At 75.0% G+C, this 17,103-nt stretch carries 15 protein-coding genes and 1 pseudogene; 10 read left to right on the forward strand and 6 right to left on the reverse strand.

Going from position 1 to position 17,103, the window contains the following annotated elements:
• Positions 1-106: 106 nt before the first annotated feature.
• The 3 genes from QK440_RS14105 to QK440_RS14115 all read right to left on the reverse strand — a co-directional run bounded on the left by QK440_RS14105 (position 107) and on the right by QK440_RS14115 (position 3,622).
• Positions 107-277 (reverse strand): hypothetical protein, encoded by a 171-nt coding sequence (locus QK440_RS14105; protein WP_282793420.1) that lies wholly within the window; start codon positions 275-277, stop codon positions 107-109.
• A 341-nt stretch (positions 278-618) separates the two neighbouring features.
• A complete protein-coding gene (locus QK440_RS14110; protein ID WP_282793421.1) occupies positions 619-1,209 on the reverse strand; it encodes a helix-turn-helix domain-containing protein in 591 nt (196 codons plus the stop codon).
• A gap of 289 nt (positions 1,210-1,498) precedes the next feature.
• On the reverse strand, positions 1,499-3,622 hold the full coding sequence (locus tag QK440_RS14115) for a helix-turn-helix domain-containing protein (RefSeq protein ID WP_282793422.1): 2,124 nt from the start codon (positions 3,620-3,622) through the stop codon (positions 1,499-1,501).
• Between the two features lie 163 nt (positions 3,623-3,785).
• Between QK440_RS14115 and QK440_RS14120 the strand changes: the two genes are divergently transcribed.
• The 5 genes from QK440_RS14120 (at position 3,786) to QK440_RS14140 (ending at position 9,231) form a co-directional block, all read left to right on the forward strand.
• A complete protein-coding gene (locus tag QK440_RS14120; protein ID WP_282793423.1) occupies positions 3,786-4,637 on the forward strand; it encodes a helix-turn-helix transcriptional regulator in 852 nt (283 codons plus the stop codon).
• On the forward strand, positions 4,634-5,440 hold the full coding sequence (locus QK440_RS14125; protein WP_282793424.1) for an SAM-dependent methyltransferase: 807 nt from the start codon (positions 4,634-4,636) through the stop codon (positions 5,438-5,440). Before QK440_RS14120 ends, QK440_RS14125 begins: the two co-directional genes overlap by 4 nt.
• Positions 5,437-6,918, forward strand: a complete 1,482-nt coding sequence (locus QK440_RS14130) for a helix-turn-helix domain-containing protein (protein ID WP_282793425.1) — start codon at positions 5,437-5,439, stop codon at positions 6,916-6,918. The genes QK440_RS14125 and QK440_RS14130 overlap by 4 nt, the downstream gene beginning before the upstream one ends.
• A 172-nt stretch (positions 6,919-7,090) precedes the next feature.
• Positions 7,091-7,669 carry a phosphoesterase gene (locus tag QK440_RS14135; protein ID WP_282793426.1) on the forward strand — a complete coding sequence of 193 codons (579 nt, stop codon included), beginning with the start codon at positions 7,091-7,093 and terminating at the stop codon, positions 7,667-7,669.
• Positions 7,666-9,231 carry an alkaline phosphatase D family protein gene (locus tag QK440_RS14140; RefSeq protein ID WP_282793427.1) on the forward strand — a complete coding sequence of 522 codons (1,566 nt, stop codon included), beginning with the start codon at positions 7,666-7,668 and terminating at the stop codon, positions 9,229-9,231. The genes QK440_RS14135 and QK440_RS14140 overlap by 4 nt, the downstream gene beginning before the upstream one ends.
• 57 nt (positions 9,232-9,288) lie before the next feature.
• On the opposite strand, the gene QK440_RS14145 is transcribed toward QK440_RS14140, so the two are convergent.
• Together QK440_RS14145 and QK440_RS14150 are read right to left on the reverse strand one after the other, a co-directional pair.
• A complete protein-coding gene (locus QK440_RS14145; RefSeq protein WP_282793428.1) occupies positions 9,289-10,764 on the reverse strand; it encodes an aldehyde dehydrogenase family protein in 1,476 nt (491 codons plus the stop codon).
• A 49-nt stretch (positions 10,765-10,813) separates the two neighbouring features.
• Positions 10,814-11,002: a hypothetical protein gene (locus tag QK440_RS14150; RefSeq protein WP_282793429.1), complete on the reverse strand. Its 189-nt coding sequence runs from the start codon at positions 11,000-11,002 to the stop codon at positions 10,814-10,816.
• Positions 11,003-11,200: 198 nt separating this feature from the next.
• On the opposite strand from QK440_RS14150, the gene QK440_RS14155 reads away from it, so the two are divergent.
• Complete coding sequence (locus QK440_RS14155) at positions 11,201-12,841, forward strand: IclR family transcriptional regulator C-terminal domain-containing protein (protein ID WP_282793430.1); 1,641 nt, start codon at positions 11,201-11,203, stop codon at positions 12,839-12,841.
• 27 nt (positions 12,842-12,868) lie between these two features.
• On the opposite strand, the gene QK440_RS14160 is transcribed toward QK440_RS14155, so the two are convergent.
• Positions 12,869-13,336: a MarR family transcriptional regulator gene (locus QK440_RS14160; protein ID WP_282793431.1), complete on the reverse strand. Its 468-nt coding sequence runs from the start codon at positions 13,334-13,336 to the stop codon at positions 12,869-12,871.
• Between the two features lie 208 nt (positions 13,337-13,544).
• On the opposite strand from QK440_RS14160, the gene QK440_RS14165 reads away from it, so the two are divergent.
• The 4 genes and pseudogenes from QK440_RS14165 to QK440_RS14180 form a co-directional block, all read left to right on the forward strand.
• The gene (locus QK440_RS14165) at positions 13,545-14,363 is read left to right on the forward strand and encodes a CoA transferase subunit A (protein ID WP_282793432.1); all 819 of its coding nucleotides are present in this window, start codon (positions 13,545-13,547) and stop codon (positions 14,361-14,363) included.
• Positions 14,363-15,016, forward strand: coding sequence for a CoA transferase subunit B (locus QK440_RS14170; protein ID WP_282793433.1), 654 nt, complete (start codon positions 14,363-14,365; stop codon positions 15,014-15,016). The genes QK440_RS14165 and QK440_RS14170 overlap by 1 nt, the downstream gene beginning before the upstream one ends.
• A 2-nt stretch (positions 15,017-15,018) precedes the next feature.
• On the forward strand, positions 15,019-16,221 hold the full coding sequence (locus QK440_RS14175; protein ID WP_282793496.1) for a thiolase family protein: 1,203 nt from the start codon (positions 15,019-15,021) through the stop codon (positions 16,219-16,221).
• A 132-nt stretch (positions 16,222-16,353) separates the two neighbouring features.
• Positions 16,354-16,938: pseudogene (locus QK440_RS14180) on the forward strand (protocatechuate 3,4-dioxygenase subunit beta); the annotation flags it as partial.
• Between the last annotated feature and the right edge of the window lie 165 nt (positions 16,939-17,103).

The raw sequence follows: 17,103 nt of genomic DNA on the forward strand, positions 1-17,103 counted from the left end.
CCCCCGCCGGCGCGCGGCGGCCCCCCCGCCGGGGGCCGGCCCCCGGGGCCCGCCCCCCCCCCCCCCCCCCCCCCCCCCCCCCCCCCCCCCCCCCCCCCCGGCCGGGTCACCGCGCGAACCAGGTCGCGCCCGCGAGCGGGCCCCCGACGGCGGCGGCGAGCGTCAGCAGGCGGTACGGCACCCGCTGGATCGTCAGGCGCAGGCCGCCGACGCGGAGTTCGAAGACGGGCGGGACGGTCGGGGCGGGCGGGGCGGGCGGTGTGGTCCTGGTGTCCATGGGTTCTCCTCGAGATCGGGTTGCGGGCGCGGGCACGACGAAGCCCCGCCTGTGGGAGGCGGGGCTTCTGGGTTGAGGGTCTGTCAGTTAGCGTGCCTATCAAGTGCTTTGGGGCGTACCCGGGTCCTCGCGTGGCGGGGGACGCGCGGCGGGTGCCGTGTGCTGGTCCATGGTTCCTCCTCGGGGTGACCGGCCTGCGCGTGCCCTCCGCCACGGTTCTGGCAGGGGCACCAGGCTCGCGCTCGCGCGACCGCGAAGCGGCTCGGCCTGGTGCCCCTGCCAGGTTCGTGGCGCGATGGGCGCGCGGGCCGGTCACTCCCGGGGAGGAACCGTGGAACCCGTCAGGTGCGCAGCGACGCCTGTTCCCGCAGGACGTCCCGCACGTCCTGGCCCAAGGCGCTGTCGCGGATCTCCCGGCGGAAGCGGTGGAGCCGTCCCTCCACCGCGCGTTCGCTGATCCGCAGGCGCTCGGCGATCGCGCGCCGCGGGTAACCGGCGGCCACCAGCACGAGGATGACCCGTACGTCGGGATCGGCCGTCCGCAGCACCCGCTCCAGGACGTCACGGGCCACGACGGCGAGGGCGGGGTCGGCCGTGCCGGTCCTGGCGGGCGCGGTCGCGGCGGCCGCGTCGGTGACTAGGCGCCGCCGGAACTCCTGCCGGTGCCCGCGGGCCTTTCGCCACGAAGAGAAGACCCTTGGGAAGTGCAGGAGCAGGGCACCGACGACGTACGTCTCCAAGGAGGCGCCCTTCCGGGCGTCCCAGGTGGCCCACGGCTGCTCGGCCTTCTCCAGGGCCTTGAGCAGCGTGTCACCGGCCAGGTCGTCACGGTCCTCCGGCGATCCGCGCAGGGCTTCCAGCTCGGCGGAGGTCGGAGCGACGAAGCGTCCCTGCGCCCGGCACCGCTCGTAGACCCGCTGCGAGCGGATCATGTTCCGCAACGCCTCGTGCCCGCGTACGTGGAGGCGGTCCCGGACCTCTTGCGGTGGTTCGTCCCGCGCGTCCCGCGACGGGGCCGCCTCACGGTGCTCGTCCGCGGGGGCCGGAGGCCGTGGCTGGGCGTTCTCCCGCACATCGCCCCCCGTTCCGGTGTCCCGTACGTAGTGCCTCGGCCCTGGTGTCCCATGGGTGTTATATGCAGCCCCGGCCCCTGACCCCACGCGAAAGGGAGCCCTTTTTCTGTGACGTCGGCCACTCCGGCCCCCGGCTACGGTCCCGGGGTCAGGGTGTCGCGCACAGCCCGCCGCGCAGGTCCGTGACGTCGACCTTCCCGGTCAGGCTGTGCAGCGCGAACTGGAGGTCCCGCAGACCGCGCAGGGAGCCGAGGTCGCGGGCCGTGTGGGCCTCCAGGGCCCGCAGGTGGGAGCGGACGGTGAACTCGGAGAGGCCGAGGGCGCGGGCGGCCGGTTCGACGTGGGCGTCGTGGGCGAGCCAGGCCGTGGCGGTGGCCAGCAGGCCCCGGTGGTCGCCGCGCGCGCCGCACAGCAGGCTCTCCGCCCAGGCCGTGGCCTCGGGCGTGGTCAGCAGGTCGTGCAGGGTGGGGGCCGGCTCGGCGTACGGCGCGGCCGACCGGCCGGGCACCTGCCGCTCGGCCGCGAGCACGTCCAGCGCGAACCCCACGGCGATCCGGTCCGTGACGGTGGAGAAGTCCATCTCAAGGAGTTCCGCCGCCCGGGCCACGCGACGACTGACGGTGTTGCGGTGGACGTGCAGCCGCCGCGCGGCCACGGAGTACGGGTAGGCCAGGGCGGTGGGCAGCGTCTCCCGCAGCAGCTCCCAGTGGTCGAGGGGCCGCAGCACGGGCTGGAGGAACGCGCGCGCCCAGCGCCGCGCGGCGGCCGCGGGAAGCACGCTGATCAGGTCCGTGCTCTGCGCGGACAGCGCCACCGCGTCCGGGCGGCGCAGCGCGAACCGCTGGGCGGTCACGGCCTCCTGCACGGCGTCGGCGAGCATCGTCATCCGGTGCGCTCCGCTGCCGCCCAGCGAGGCGTCGGACCCGAGGTCGGCGACCAGGCGCGTGAGCGCGGTGGCCACGCGGTCGTCGGCCCGGCCGGGCCGGACCGGCTCGACGACGAGGACCCGGCGGTCCTCGCGCGGGTCGGCGACGGCCAGGGCGAGGCCTGCCGTGGCGGTCTCGCAGCGGCGCAGGACGGCGTCCCGGTGCGTGGCCGGGACGTCGACGACGAAGGCGCGGACCGTCTCCGGCGAGAGCAGGCCCGGGGCCTGCGCGGCCATGACCCGGCGCGCCTTGTCGACCTCGGCGTCCAGGAGCAGCTCCACGGCGGCCCGGCGGACGGCGTACGCGGTGTGGGTGGCCGTACGGTGCTCGCGGCGCGCCTGGTCGAGGAGGCCGAGCAGGCGCGCGGCGTGGTCGAGGAGCCGGAGGTCGGCGTCGTCGAAGGACGGCGCGGGGCGGGTGACAGCGAGGACGGCGCCCTCTTGGCCAGGGGCGAAGGCCTCTTGGCCGGGGGCGGCGCCCTCTTGGCCGGAGGCGGAGGCCCGTTGGCCGGGAACGGCGCCCTCTTGGCCAGGGGCAAGGGCCTCTTGGCCGGGGACGGCGGCCCCTTGGCCGGGAGCGGCGGCCCCAGGGCCGAAGGCGGCATCCCCGGAGCCGGGTCCGGTGGCAGCGCCCTCCGGGCCGAGGGCGGCTGCCCCCGCGCCCGGCGGCGCCAGCGGCACGAGCCGCGTGCAAGGACCGGGTGTACACGGGCCGGACCCGGCGCCCCCGCGCGGCAGCGCCCGGGCCAGGGCGTCGGCCGCGGTGGCGGGCGCGGCCGCCAGGACGCGTTCCGGGTCGCTGACGAGGACCTGGGCCCGCAGGGCGCGCGCGAGGCCGTCGGCGACGCGCTGCATCGCCCCGGGGTCCGCGAGCCGGGCGGGCAACTCCTCGACCAGGGCGCTCAACCGCGCGGCCTGGCGCTCCACGACGGCGAGGCGCCGGTCCTGGAGGCCGCGGCGTACGACGGCCCACTGCCGCGGCGGCGCGGTGGTGGTGAGCAGCGGCAGCCCGACGGCCGCGGCCAGGTCGCGGGCGCCCCGCGGGAACGGCTGGTGGTCGCCGGCGGCGACGTGGGCGACGAGGCCCGCGCACTCGTCCAGGGCGAGCTGCTCCACGAGGGTCTCCAGGGCGACCTCCGCGCGCCCCCGGAGCCGGAACGGCACCTCGGTGAGCAGGACGAGGGAACCGGGGGCGAGGCGGCGCTGCGGTTCGCCCTCCAGGAGTTGGGGCAGAGTCAGGGTCGTCACCTCGACGACCCTGACCGCCACGTGCGAAGCGGAGGACACACCTCCGGCGAAGGCCAGCTCAAGTTCGGCCCTGCCGGCCAGCGCGCCCAGCGTCAGCACGTCATCTCCCCCGTTGACTCCCCCGTGCGCACGACGTGTTGCCCGCTCCGGGTTGCCCCGGCCGCTCCGGTACGGGACATACTCAACGGGTTGCGTGCGGGGATTGCAAGCGACAAGGTGTGCAGCATCCACAAGTTGCGGGGAGTGTCGGGAGGAGGCGCGCGTGGCTCGCGAACGATCCGGAAGGACCGTCGCGCACCTCGTGCTCGCCACCCGGCTCAAGGTCCTCAGGGAGGCCGCCGGACTCTCCCTCAAGCAGGCCGCGTGCGCCCTCGGCGCCCACCCGGCCACCGTCCGCCGCATCGAGCAGGCGCAGACGTCCCTGGACGCGGGCCAGGTCTCCGCGCTGCTGCGGGCGTACGGGGCGGCCGCGGCGGAGACCGAGGACTTCCTCGGCAAGCTGGCGAGCGCCAACGCGCCCGGCTGGTGGCACCCCTGGCGGTCCGTCATGGACCCCTGGGAACTGGACCTGATGAGCGTGGAGTCCGCGGCCGGCATCGTGCGCACCTGGGAGCCCGCCCTGGTCCCCGCCCTGCTGCGCACCCCGGCCTACGCCCGCGCCGTGGACGACGTCCTGCGGCCCGACCTGTCGCCCGCGGCCAGGGACCGCAGGACGGAGCTGCTCATGGAGCGCCAGGAGCGGCTGCGCACGCAGCAGACCCGCATCTGGGCGGTGATGTCGGCCGCGGCCCTGTACACCCGGGTGGGGCCGCCGGACGTCATGGCCGGTCAGGTGGAGGCGTTGCGGGCCGCTGCCGAGCGGCCCGACGTGACGCTCCAGGTGCACCCGCTGGACGGGCCCCCGCACGCCCTGACGGGCAAGCCCTCGCTGACCCTGTTCCGCGTGGAGGTGCCGGAGATCTCCGACCACGTGGTCCGGGAAGGAGGCCTGGCCGGGACCGCCGACGTCTGGGACGCGCCCGAGACGGTGACGGCCTACCGCCTGCTCCTCGACTACTCCTGCGCCACCGCCCTGCACCCCGACAAGTCGAAAGAGGTACTGGCCCTCCCATGACCGAACCCATGAAGCTCCCGCCGCGGTTCGACGAGATCGACAAGTCCGTCGCCCACAGCGCCCGCGTGTGGAACTACTGGCTGGGCGGCAAGGACTGGTACGAGGCCGACAAGACCGCCGGGGACGCCTACCGCGACAAGTACCCCTTGATCGAGCCGTTCGCCCAGGAGTCGCGGGGCTTCCTGGTCCGCACCGTGAGCTGGCTGGCCAAGGAGGCCGGGATGCGGCAGTTCCTGGACGTGGGCGCCGGGCTGCCCACCGCCAACAACACCCACGAGGTGGCCCAGCGCATCGCGCCGGAGTGCCGGGTGGTGTACGTCGACCACGACCCGCTGGTGCTGCTGCACGTGCGGGCGATGGGCAAGAGCACCCCCGAGGGCGCGATGGACTACGTGCTCGCGGACATGCGGGACACCGACGCCGTACTGGAGGGCGCGGGCCGGACGCTGGACCTGTCCCGGCCCGTGGCCCTGGTCATCAACGACGTCCTCGGCCACATCGTGGAGTGGGAGGACGCCCTGGGCCTGGTGCGCCGCCTGGTGGCGCGGCTGCCCTCGGGCAGCTATGTGTCGCTGAGCCACTCCACCGCCTCGGACGACAAGCACCGCGAGGTGCAGGAGGAGTACAACAACTCCGGCGCGATCCCCTACGTCTTCCGGGAGCCGGAGCAGACGATCGCGTTCTTCGAGGGCCTCGAGATGGTCGAGCCCGGTTATGTGTCCTGGCCCAACTGGCGGCCCGAGGCGACCACCGGCACCCTCACCGCGCGGGCGGGCTGGGGTGGCGTCGCCCGGATACCGTGACGACGCGTGCCACGGGCGGCGACCCCCACGCCACGCCGTCCGCGACCCCGCCGGCCGTCGAGTACGCCCAGGTGGTGCGGCGGCTCACGCGCGCGGCGACGCGCTCCGGCGCGAGCCTGGTCGCCGAGGCCGCCGCGCTGGTCGACGGCTGGGCGGCGCTGGTGGACCCGCTGGCGGGCGTCGTCCACAGCACCTCGCGGAGCGCCGGGGCCGCGGGGCTGCGGGCCGTGACGCAGCCGCAGCCGCACTCCCGCCTGTCCCTGCACCAGGTGTCCGGGGCCGGCGGCCCGGTCCTCGTCCTCGCCCCCGCCGCCGGGGTGTCCGCCTCCCTGGCCACGCTGACCGCGCAGACCGCCGTCAACCTGCTGCGCGTACGGGCCCGGCGGGCCGAGGAGACGCGGGGCGCCGAGCAGCGGCTGCACACGGCCGTGCTGCGGCTGCTGCTGCGCGGCCGGGCCGACGCGGCCGCCGAGGTGCTCGGGACGTCCGCCACGCACGCCACCGTGTACCGGCTCACCGGGCCCGGCGCGGGTGCCGCGCACGAGGCGCTGTGGCGGGCGACGCAGACCGAGGTGTCCGGTGCCGGGCCGCGCGTGCTGGTCTGCCTGGACGGGGCGGAGCTGGCGGTCGTCGCCTGCCACGGCGCCCCCGGCCCGCACGGCGTCCACGGCGACCAGGACCCCACGCGGCCGCTCGTCGCCCGCCTCGCCGACCGCCACCGACTCCTGTGCGGCGTGGCGGCCCCCGCACCGCTGGACATGTTCGTCACCGCGTGGGCCGAGGCGGGGGCCGCGCGCAACGGCGCCGCCGTCGGCCGCCTCGCCGCCGCGCACGGCCTGGGGGCGCACGGGCTGCTCCACGTGGTGCCCCCGGACCGCCTCGCCACGTGGTCGGCGGCCGTCCTGCAGCCGCTGGACGGCGAGCAGCGGCGGACGCTTGAGGCGTGGCTGCGGTCGGGCTCGGCGCAGGCCGCCACCGCGGCCCTCGGCGTGTCCGAGGGCACGGTCCGGGCCCGGCTGCGGGGCGTCGGCGCGCGGCTCGCGGCCGACCTCGACCACCCCACGGTGCAGGCCCAGTTGCTGCTCGCCCTGCGGGTGCCCGCCGGGCCCGCGCGGGCCACGGCGGCGGCGCCGGTGCTGCCCCACCCGCCGCTGCCCGCCGCCCTGCTCGGCCGCGAGCACGCCCGGGGATGGGCCTCCGCGCTCCTCGAACCGCTGGACAAACGGCTGCGGATAGCGCTGCGCTGCTGGCTGGCGCACCGGGGCCGGACCGCGCCCGCCGCCGCCGAACTGGTCCTGCACCGCACCACGCTCACCACCTGGCTGGGCGAGTGCGGCCGCGCCCTCGGCCTCGACCTGTCGTCGGCGACCGTGCGGGCCGAGCTGCGCCTCGCCGTGGAGACGGCCGCGGCCCCCGACGACGTACCGGCGGCACTGCCGCGCCGGGGCGGCCGCACGTACCGGGGGCCGCGGCCGTAGCCGCCCGGCGGGACCACGTGCCCGTCGGTACGTCGCCGGGGGCCGCGCGCGGCCTTCGGGCGGGTCCGCCCGGGGGCCCGCCCCGGTAACAGAATTCGCCATGCCGCTTCTCCTGGTTCACACGGGGCTGGTGGGCTGACCGCGCCCATGTCACCCACCACAGGAGGCGCGAGTGAATCTCGTGGTCAACGGCGACGCGGAGAGCGGGCCCGGCGGCAGTGCCGAGCCCGTCACCGCGGTACGCGGCTGGAAGGTCGTCCAAGGAGCCCCGGCGCTCGTCCCGTACAGCCTGGGCGGCGGCTACCCGACCGCGTCCGACCCCGGTCCCGAGCGGCGCGGGAGCCGCTTCTTCTCGGGCGGGAACAGCCCCCGCACGGCGCTGACGCAGGACATATCGCTGCCCAGGTCCGGCCCGGCCGGGCGGCGCGCCGTCGACGCGGGGCGGGTGCGCTACGCGGTGACCGCGTGGCTCGGCGGCTACGCCGGGCAGGAGGACGGCGCCCGGCTCTCCGTGGAGTTCCGGGACGCCCAGGGCACCCCGGTGGCCCTGAGCATGCTCGGCCCGGTGAGCGCCGCCGAGCGCGGCGGCCGTACGGGCCTGGTGCGGTGCGAGGCGCAGGCCCTCGTGCCGCCGGGCGCGCGGTCGGCGCGGGTCCTGCTGGTGTTCACGCGCAGCGGCGGCGGCACCTCCAACGACGGCTACGCCGACGCCGTCTCCCTCACCCTGCAGCCCGCCGGAGGCCACCGATGACCGTCAACCGCCGTGATCTGCTGAAGGCCGCCGCGGCCGCGGGCGCCCTGAACCTGGCCTGGCCGCTCGCCACCGGCCTCAGCCCCGCGCAGGCCCGGGAGGCCGCCGAGAAGCTGGGTGCCGTCTACGACCGGGCGCCGTTCACGCTCGGCGTGGCCTCGGGCGACCCGCAGCCGCACTCGGTGGTGCTGTGGACCAGGCTCGCGCCCGAGCCGCTGGCCGCCGAGCAGGACCTGCCCGAGGTGGTCGAGGTCGCGTGGGTCGTCGCCAAGGACGCCGGCCTGCGCCGCGTCGTCGCGCGGGGCACGGCTCCGGCGTCGGCCACGCTCGGGCACAGCGTGCACGTGCCGGTGGACGGGCTGGCCCCGGGCCGCACCTACTGGTACGCGTTCAAGGCGCTGGGCCGCACCAGCCGCGTGGGCCGCACGCGGACCGCGCCGCGCGGCCGGGTCGGGAAGGTGACCTTCGCCGCCGCCAACTGCCAGGCGTTCCACGACGGCTACTACGCCGCGCACCGGGGCATCGCCCGCGAGGACGTCGACTTCGTCGTGCACCTCGGCGACTACATCTACGAGCACGGGCAGGTCGGCGGCGTCCCGGAGGCGCACGTACGGGACCACGACGGCCCGGAGATCTTCACGCTCGCCGACTACCGCAAGCGGCACGCCCTCTACAAGGGCGACGCGTCGCTCCGTGCGGCGCACGCCGCGCACCCGTGGTTCCTGACCTGGGACGACCACGAGGTCGTCAACGACTACAGCGGCACCGGCGGCGGCGCGCCGTTCATGAAGCGCCGCGCCGCCGCGTACCAGGCGTGGTTCGAGCACATGCCGCACCGTGACTCCTTCGGCGGGTCGGCGCTGCCGGACCCGGAGATCCACCGCGTCCGGCGCTGGGGCGACCTGCTCGAACTCACCGTCCTCGACCTGCGTTCGCACCGCTCCGCGCAGAACCTGCCCGACGGCACGATCCTCGGCGCCGAGCAGAAGGCGTGGCTCAAGAAGACCGTCGACCGGGCCCCGGACTCCTGGCACGTCTGGGCTAACTCGATCATGCTGAGCCAGTTGCGCGGCCGGCCGGGCGGCTCGTACATGTTCACCGACCAGTGGGACGGCTTCCTCGCCGAGCGCAAGGAGGTCCTCGGGCATGTGCACGCGAGCGGCCTCGAGGACCTCGTGGTCGTCACCGGCGACTGGCACTCGGCGTTCGTCGACGACGTCCGCACCGACTTCGACGCCCCCGACTCCCCGCTGGTGGGCACGGAGTTCACGGCGCACTCGGTGACCTCGGGCGCGTACTCCCCGGAGTGGAACGCCAAGAACGGCCCCCTGATGGGCAAGGCCAACCCGCACCTGAAGTACTTCGAGGGCAACCGGTACGGCTACGACGTGTACGAGGTGACGCCGGAGCGGTTCAGCGCGCACATGCGGGTGATCGGCGACCGCCGCGACCCACGCTCCCCCGTCTCCACGCTCACCACCTTCCACGTGGACCGGGGCAGGGCCGGGTCGTACGAGGACGACGCCACGAAGGCGTCGCCCGCGCAGTACCGCAGGGACTAGCCGGGCCTTCGCGGGGGAGCCCTGGGCCGCGCCTGCCCAGGGCTCTCCCGCGGCCTCTCAGAAGGGGTAGTGGGCGTGGCCGTGTGCCTGGACGGTGATCCAGCGGGTGTCGGTGAAGGCGTCGACGCCCGCCTGGCCGCCGAACCGGCCGTAGCCGGAGTCCTTGACGCCGCCGAAGGGGGCCTGCGGCTCGTCGGCGACGGTCTGGTCGTTGACGTGGACGATGCCGGTGCGCAGACGGCGGGCCACCGCGACACCGGCGGCGACGTTCTCGGTGATCACACCGGCGGTCAGGCCGTAGGGGGTGTCGTTGGCCAGGTCGACGGCCTCGTCGACCGAGTCGACGACGTGGACCACGGTCGCCGGGCCGAAGATCTCCCCGTAGTAGATGTCCATGTCCTTGGTGACACCGGTCAGGACCACGGGGGCCAGGAGCGCCCCGGCGTCGCCCTCGACCCGGCCGGTGCCGGCCAGGAGCTGTGCTCCCTTGGCGGTGGCGTCCTGGATCAGTGCGGCGACGCGCTGGGCGGCACGGGCGCTGACGACCGGGCCGACGACGGTGGCCGGATCGGACGGATCGCCGTGGCGCAGGGACTTGATCTTCGCGGCGAGCTTGCGGGTGAACTCCTCGGCGCGGTCGCGGTGGACGATGACACGGTCGGCGGACATGCAGATCTGGCCGGAGTTCATGAAGGAGCCGAAGGCGGCGGCGTCCACCGCGTGGTCCACAGCGGCGTCGGCGAGCACCACCAGGGCGTTCTTGCCGCCGAGTTCGAGGACGGCGGGCTTGAGGTGCTCGGCCGCCAGCACACCGACGCGGCGGCCGACGGCGGTGGAGCCGGTGAAGTTGACCAGCCGGACGCGCGGGTCGGCGATCAGGGCGGCGACGACCTGGGGAGCGTCGGCGAGGTCGTTGGTGACGACGTTGAGGACGCCCGCGGGCAGCCCCGCCTCGTGCAGGATGTCGGCGAGGAAGAGGCCGCAGGCCAGCGGGGCGTCCTCGCTGGGCTTGAGCACGACGGTGTTGCCCATGGCCAGCGGCATGGCGATGGCGCGGACGCCGAGGATCAGTGGGGCGTTCCAGGGTGCGATCGCCGCGACGACGCCGACCGGCACGCGGACGAGCATCGAGTACGCGCCGGGGGTGTCGGTGGCGAGGATCTGCCCGGTGGGCTGGGTGATCGCGGCGGCGGCCTCGCGCAGGATCCCGGCGGCGAGCGCGGCGTTGAAGCCGGCCCAGGGGGCGGCGCCGCCGACCTCGCCGGCCATCAGCGCGACGGCCTCGGGCGTGCGGGCTTCGAGGAGGTCGGCGGCGCGCAGGAAGATCGCGCGCCGCCGGGTGGGGGCCAGGGCGGCCCAGGGGCCGGCGGCCGCGTCGGCGGCGTCGACCGCGCGGGTGACGTCCTCGGGGGTGCCCGCGGCGACCTGCGCGTACGGGGTGCCGGTCCAGGGGGCGATGGCGGGGGGGGTGCGGCCGGAGGAGGCGGGGATCTCCCGGCCGCCGATGATCAGTCCACGGGTGACGGAGGTCATGGGGAAGCTCCTGAAGGGTTCTGTCGGATGCCGTGACGGGTCCGCCGGACTACGGGGCGGCGGGCTCGGGGCGCCCGCTGGGCACGGCCCGCGGCCCGGTGCGAGCGCGGAAGCGCAGGGCGGCGGCGAGGCCGCGTCCGACGGCCAAGTGGACGGCCGGGTGGACGGCTTGGCGGACGGCTTGGTGGACGGCCGCGCGACGGACGGTTCCGGCGGAGCGAGGCGTGGTGCGGCTCATGAGGGGGCGTCCTCTGCGGCTCGGGGAGGGGTGGGTGAGGCCGTCCGTGCGGGAGCCCAGCACCCCATGTGTTCGCCCAGCGAAATTTCCTTCGCTATGGGATCGGGCCGAGTCTGCGGCACCGCGGTCCGGCCGTCAATGGGCGGCCGGGTATCTTCCCCGTACGCACTGATCAGGACGTGAGGGAAGGGGGCCGGCATGTCGGGAGAGGCCGTCGGCCCCCTGGAACGCGGCCTCGCCGTACTCCACACCATGGCGGCGCACCCCTCTCCGCGGATGCGGCGCAGCGATCTCACCGCCGCCACCGGCCTGCTCCGCTCCCCCGTCGACCGGATCATCGCCACCCTGCTGCGGCTCGGCCACGTCCGTGCGGACGGGCGGGACGTGTCCCTGACCCCGCGCGTGATGGAGCTCGGCAACGCGTACCTCGCCTCCTGCGGCCTCGTCGACGCCTTGGAGCCGTACGTCGAGGAGCTGGCCGACGGACTCGACGAGTCCGTGTCACTGGCCGTTCCGGACCGCGACGGCGCCCGGCTGATCACTCAGGCTGTCCGGCGCCGTGCGATGTACCTGGCCTTCCACGTCGGCGACCTGCTGCCGGCCGACCGCAGCGCCGCCGGGGTGGTCCTGGCCGGCGGGTGGGGGGAGGCGGAGTTCCGCGCCTGGCGTGCCCGGCGGCATGAGGACCCCTTGGACGCGGGCTCCCCCGCGGTCCCTCCCCGCGACGCGGCCCTCGCGGAGGACGGGCCGGAACGGCGCCTCCGCTCCCGCGCGGCCGCGGCCCGCCGTGCCGGCTGGGCCCTGGACGAGGAGTGGATCGAGCCCGGGCTGCTGGCCCTCGCCGCCCCCGTCCGGAACCCGGACGGCCGGATCCTGGCCGCGGTCAGCGTGCTCACCCACACCAGCCGGTACTCCGCCGCCGACTTCCCCGGACACGCCCTGCCCCGGCTCCAGGCAGCCGTCGCCCGGATGGAGACCGCACTCCACCAGGCGCCGCGGCCCGTCGGCCGCCCCACGCCCACCGCCCAGGACCTGAGCGAGTCCAAGGACGAACTGGGCATGGAGTTCCTGGAGTCCCTCGCGCGCGGCCTCGCCGTGCTGTCCGCCTTCCGCGGGGCCGGTGGCGGACTGACCGTCAGCGCGGCCGCCGCGGCGACCGGGTTGTCCCGGGCGACCGCACGACGCGCCCTGCTCACCCTGCGGCACCTGGGGTACGCGGACAGCCAAGGGCCGGTGTACCACCTGCTGCCCCGTGTCCTGGACCTCGGCTACGCCCGGCTGTCCTCCCTCACCCTCACCGACATCAGCCGCCCGCATCTGGCGGAACTGGCCGCGCTCCTGGACGAGTCCGCCTCGGTCGCCGTTCTCGACGGGCCCGACATCCGCTATCTGGCCCGGGCCGCGACCTCTCGCATCCTGCGCATGGACATCACCTCGGGCACCCGCCTGCCCGCCTGGCCGACCTCCATGGGACGCGTCCTGCTCGCGGCGCTGCCCCCTGCCGAGCTGGCCGCCCGCATCGCCCGGAGCGAGCGGCGGTCTCTCACTGCGCACACCCTCACCTCACCGCGTACCCTCACCGCCGCGGTCGGCGCGGCGGCCAGGGACGGCTACGCCTTGGTCGACCAGGAACTGCAGGAGGGGCTGCGTTCCCTGGCCGTACCCCTGCGCGACCGGGACGGGCGTGTGGTCGCCGCCTTGAACGTCGCTGTGCACGCCGGCCGGAGCGCACCCCAGGAGACCCTTGAGCGCGTGCTGCCTGCCCTGCGGGACACCGCTTCCCGCATCGAGGCCGAGCTGGCGACGGCCTTCGCGTACACGCCGCTCGTCACGGGGTAGGCACCGGGTCGGCGGAGGCGACGGCGTTCACGACGGCCCCGCGGACGCGGGCTCCTCCGGGGCCCGCAGCCCCTCCGCCGCGTCCGAGACGCGGCGGATCAACGCCATGAAGAGCGCCTGTTCCTCGGCGGACAGCGGCGCGAGAAAGACCTGGTTCATCCGGGCCGTGCGCACCGTGAGCCTGCGGTGTGTCCGGGCGCCCTCGTCAGTGAGCCGCAGCAGGAACCGGCGGCCGTCGCCGGGATCCCGGACCTTGTCGAGCAGGCCCCGGCGGCTGAGCCGGCTGACGACCTCGGCGATGGTCGAGCGGTCGAGCCCCACCCGCTCGCCGACCGTCCTCTGGTCGAGGCCGGGCTCGGCTGTGAGCGCGTTGAGCACGCCGAACTGCGGGGAGGTGATCTCCTCGGAGACCATCGTCGTCCACAGCAGGTGGTGCGCCTGCTGCAGACGCCGGGCGAGGTGCCCGGGGTGGGTGGTCAGGTCGACCGCGGCCATCGCGTCCCTCCTCTTCGCTTCTGTTGGTGCACTGAGGGTACCGTCCGGCCACCAAGCCGCTCCGCCCTCTCGGCAACACGGTGACCTGCTGGTTCACGCGATCTATTGACGGCCGATACCCCGGGTGCCAGCATGGCGAGGCCCGACGAGATAGTCAGTGCACTGAGCAACTGAGGGTCCAAGCCCTCGGGGCATGGAGGCTTCCGGTATGGACAAAGTGGTCGCCACCGCCGCTGAGGCGGTGGCCGATGCCCGGGACGGGGCAACGCTCGCGGTGGGCGGCTTCGGCCTGAGCGGCGTGCCCAACGTACTGATCCAGGCGCTGTACGACCTGGGGGTGAAGGATCTCGGCGTGGTGTCCAACAACTGCGGCGCGATGGACTCCGGGCTCGCGGTCCTGCTGTCCGCGGGCCGCATCGCGCGGGTGACCGGGTCCTACATCGGCGCCAACAAGGAGTTCGCCCGCCAGTACCTGGGGGGCGAACTGGAGGTGGAGATGATCCCGCAGGGCACGCTGGCCGAGAGGCTGCGGGCCGGGGGGCTCGGCATCCCGGCCTTCTACACCCCGGCGGGGGTCGGCACCCAGGTCGCCGACGGCGGGCTTCCCTGGCGGTACGACGGCCAGGGGGGCGTCGCGGTGGCGTCACCGCCCAAGGAAGTACGCACCTTCGACGGCACCGCGTACGTCCTCGAGCACGGCATCCGTACCGACTTCGCCCTGGTGCGCGCGGCCAGGGGTGACCGGCACGGGAACCTGGTCTTCAACAAGTCGAGCCGGAACTTCAACCCGCTGGCCGCGATGGCCGGGAGAGTGACGGTGGCCGAGGTGGAGGAGCTGGTGGAGCCGGGCGCGATCGACCCCGACCAGGTGCACCTGCCCGGCGTCTTCGTCCAGCGCGTGGTCGCGCTCACCCCCGAGCAGGCGGTGGCCAAGGGCATCGAGCGGCGCACGGTCTCCGCGTCGCCGGCGCGCGGGACCGTTACGAGCGGGCCCGGGACGAGCGGCACCGGGACGGGGAGCGTCTGATGGCCTGGACACGCGAGCAGATGGCGGCGCGCGCGGCGCGCGAGCTGGCGGACGGACAGTACGTGAACCTCGGCATCGGGCTGCCGACGCTGATCCCCAACCACCTTCCGGACGGCGTCGAAGTCGTGCTCCACTCGGAGAACGGCATCCTCGGCGTGGGGCCCTACCCCGGCGAGGACGAGGTCGACCCGGACCTGATCAACGCCGGCAAGGAAACGGTCACGGTGGTGCCCGGCGCCTCCTCCTTCGACTCCTCCCTCTCCTTCGGGATGATCCGCGGCGGGCACATCGACGTGGCCGTCCTCGGCGCCATGCAGGTGTCCGCGCGGGGCGACCTCGCCAACTGGGCCGTCCCCGGAAAGATGATCACCGGGATCGGCGGGGCCATGGACCTGGTGCACGGGGCCCGGACGGTCGTCGTGGTCATGAACCACACGGCCAAGGACGGCTCCGCGAAGGTCGTGGCGGAGTGCTCACTGCCCCTGACCGGCAGGGCCTGCGTCAACCGCATCGTCACCGACCTCGGCGTGCTCGACGTCACCGACGACGGCCTCGCACTGGTCGAGACCGCCCCGGGCGTGTCCACCGAGGAGATCGTGCGGAAGACGGCCGCGGACATCCGTGTCGCCCTCACCCAGGAGACAACGTCATGAGCCTGCGGGACGTCTACGTCGTCGACGCCGTCCGGACCCCGATCGGCAAGTACGGCGGCGGCCTCGCGGGCGTACGCCCCGACGACCTGGCCGCCCACACCCTCCGCGAACTCCTCGCCCGCACACCGGACCTGGACCCCTCCCGGATAGGCGACGTCTACTTCGGCAACGCCAACGGAGCGGGCGAGGAGAACCGCAACGTCGGCCGGATGGCCGGCCTGCTCGCCGGGCTGCCGACCTCCGTGCCGGGCGTCACCGTCAACCGGCTGTGCGCCTCCGGCCTCGAGGCGGTCATCCAGGCGGCGCGGGCCGTCGCGGTCGGCGACGCCTCCATAGTCCTGGCCGGCGGGGTCGAGTCGATGACCCGCGCGCCCTACGTCCTGCCCAAGAGCGACCGGCCGTTCCCCGCGGGCCACACCGAGCTGTACTCGACCACCCTGGGCTGGCGCATGGTCAACCCGCGGATGGAGCCGCAGTGGACCGTGCCGCTCGGCGAGTCGGCCGAACTGATCGCCGACAAGCACGGCATCACCCGCGAGCAGCAGGACGCCCTGGCGCTCGCGTCCCACCGCAAGGCGTCCGCCGCGTGGCACAGCGGGCTGTTCGACGCCGAGGTGGTGCCGGTGCCGGTCCCGCGGCGCAAGGGCGACCCGGTGCTCGTCGACCGCGACGAGTGCGTGCGGCAGGACGCCTCCCTGGAGGCGATGGCCGCGCTGAAGCCGTCCTTCCGTGCGGAAGGGGGCACCGTCACGCCGGGTAACGCGTCCCCGCTCAACGACGGCGCCGCGGCACTGCTCCTCGTCGACGACGAGGGCCTGCGGGCCACCGGGCGCGAACCGCTGGCCCGTGTCGCGGCCACCGGCGTGGCCGCGGTCGAGCCGCACCACTTCGGCCTCGGTCCCGTCGAAGCCGTCAACCGCGCCCTCGCCAGGGCGGGCCGGTCGTTCGGCGACCTGACGACGCTGGAGCTCAACGAGGCGTTCGCCGCCCAGGTCCTGGGCTGTGTCGCCGAGTGGCCCGCGTTCGACCCGGCGGTCCTCAACCCGTACGGCGGCGCCATCGCCCTCGGCCACCCGCTGGGGGCCTCCGGTGCCCGCCTCGCCGGCACCGTGGCCCACCAGCTCGCCCGCAGCGGCTCCGGCACCGGCGTCGCCACCCTCTGCGTCGGCGTCGGCCAAGGACTCGCCCTCGTCCTCGAACGCTGAGCACGCGCGCCGGGCCCGGGCCGTCCGCTCCCCCGCGCCCCGCCCGCGTACCGGCACCCGTACCCGCACCGGCACCGGCACCGGCACCTCATGGACTCGCGTACGCACGTACCAGGAATCCCGGGACACCTCATGACTCACACCCACACCACCCACAGCACCCACACGACGCACACGACGCACACCCAGTCGGACATCGACACCGCCATCGACGAACTCCAGACCGCCTATGACGAGGCGCTGGCGGCGGGCGCGCCCGCGCGCCACCACCCGCGGCGCGACTACGCGCCCTACCGCAGCTCGCTGCTTCGCCACCCCAAGCAGCCGCTCGTCCCCGTGACCGGCGGCGATCCCGAGACGGTCGAGCTGTCCGGTCCGGTGTTCGGCCCGACCGACGTCACGGAGACCGACAACGACCTCACCGTCCAGCACCGGGGAGAGCCGCTCGGCGAGCGCATCACCGTCTCGGGGCGGCTGCTCGACCGCGCCGGGCGGCCGGTACGCGGGCAGCTCATAGAGCTCTGGCAGGCCAACGCCTCCGGCCGCTACGCGCACCTGCGCGACCAGCACCCGGCACCGCTCGACCCCAACTTCACCGGTGTCGGACGCACGCTGACGGACGACGAGGGACGGTACACGTTCACCACGATCAAGCCGGGCGCCTACCCGTGGCGCAACCACACCAACGCGTGGCGCCCCGCCCACATCCACTTCGCCGGGCCACGTTGATCGCGCGGCCCGGCGAGAACCGCACCTACCGTTTCGACGTCCGCCTTCAGGGCGAGGGCGAGACCGTGTTCCTGGAGTTCCCGTGACCTCCCCCGACGTTCCCGGACTTCCCGTGACCTCCCCCGACGTTCCCGGACTTCCCGTGACCTCCCC

Source organism: Streptomyces sp. CC224B (assembly GCF_030010595.1).
GTDB classification, from domain to species: Bacteria; Actinomycetota; Actinomycetes; order Streptomycetales; family Streptomycetaceae; genus Streptomyces; species Streptomyces longispororuber.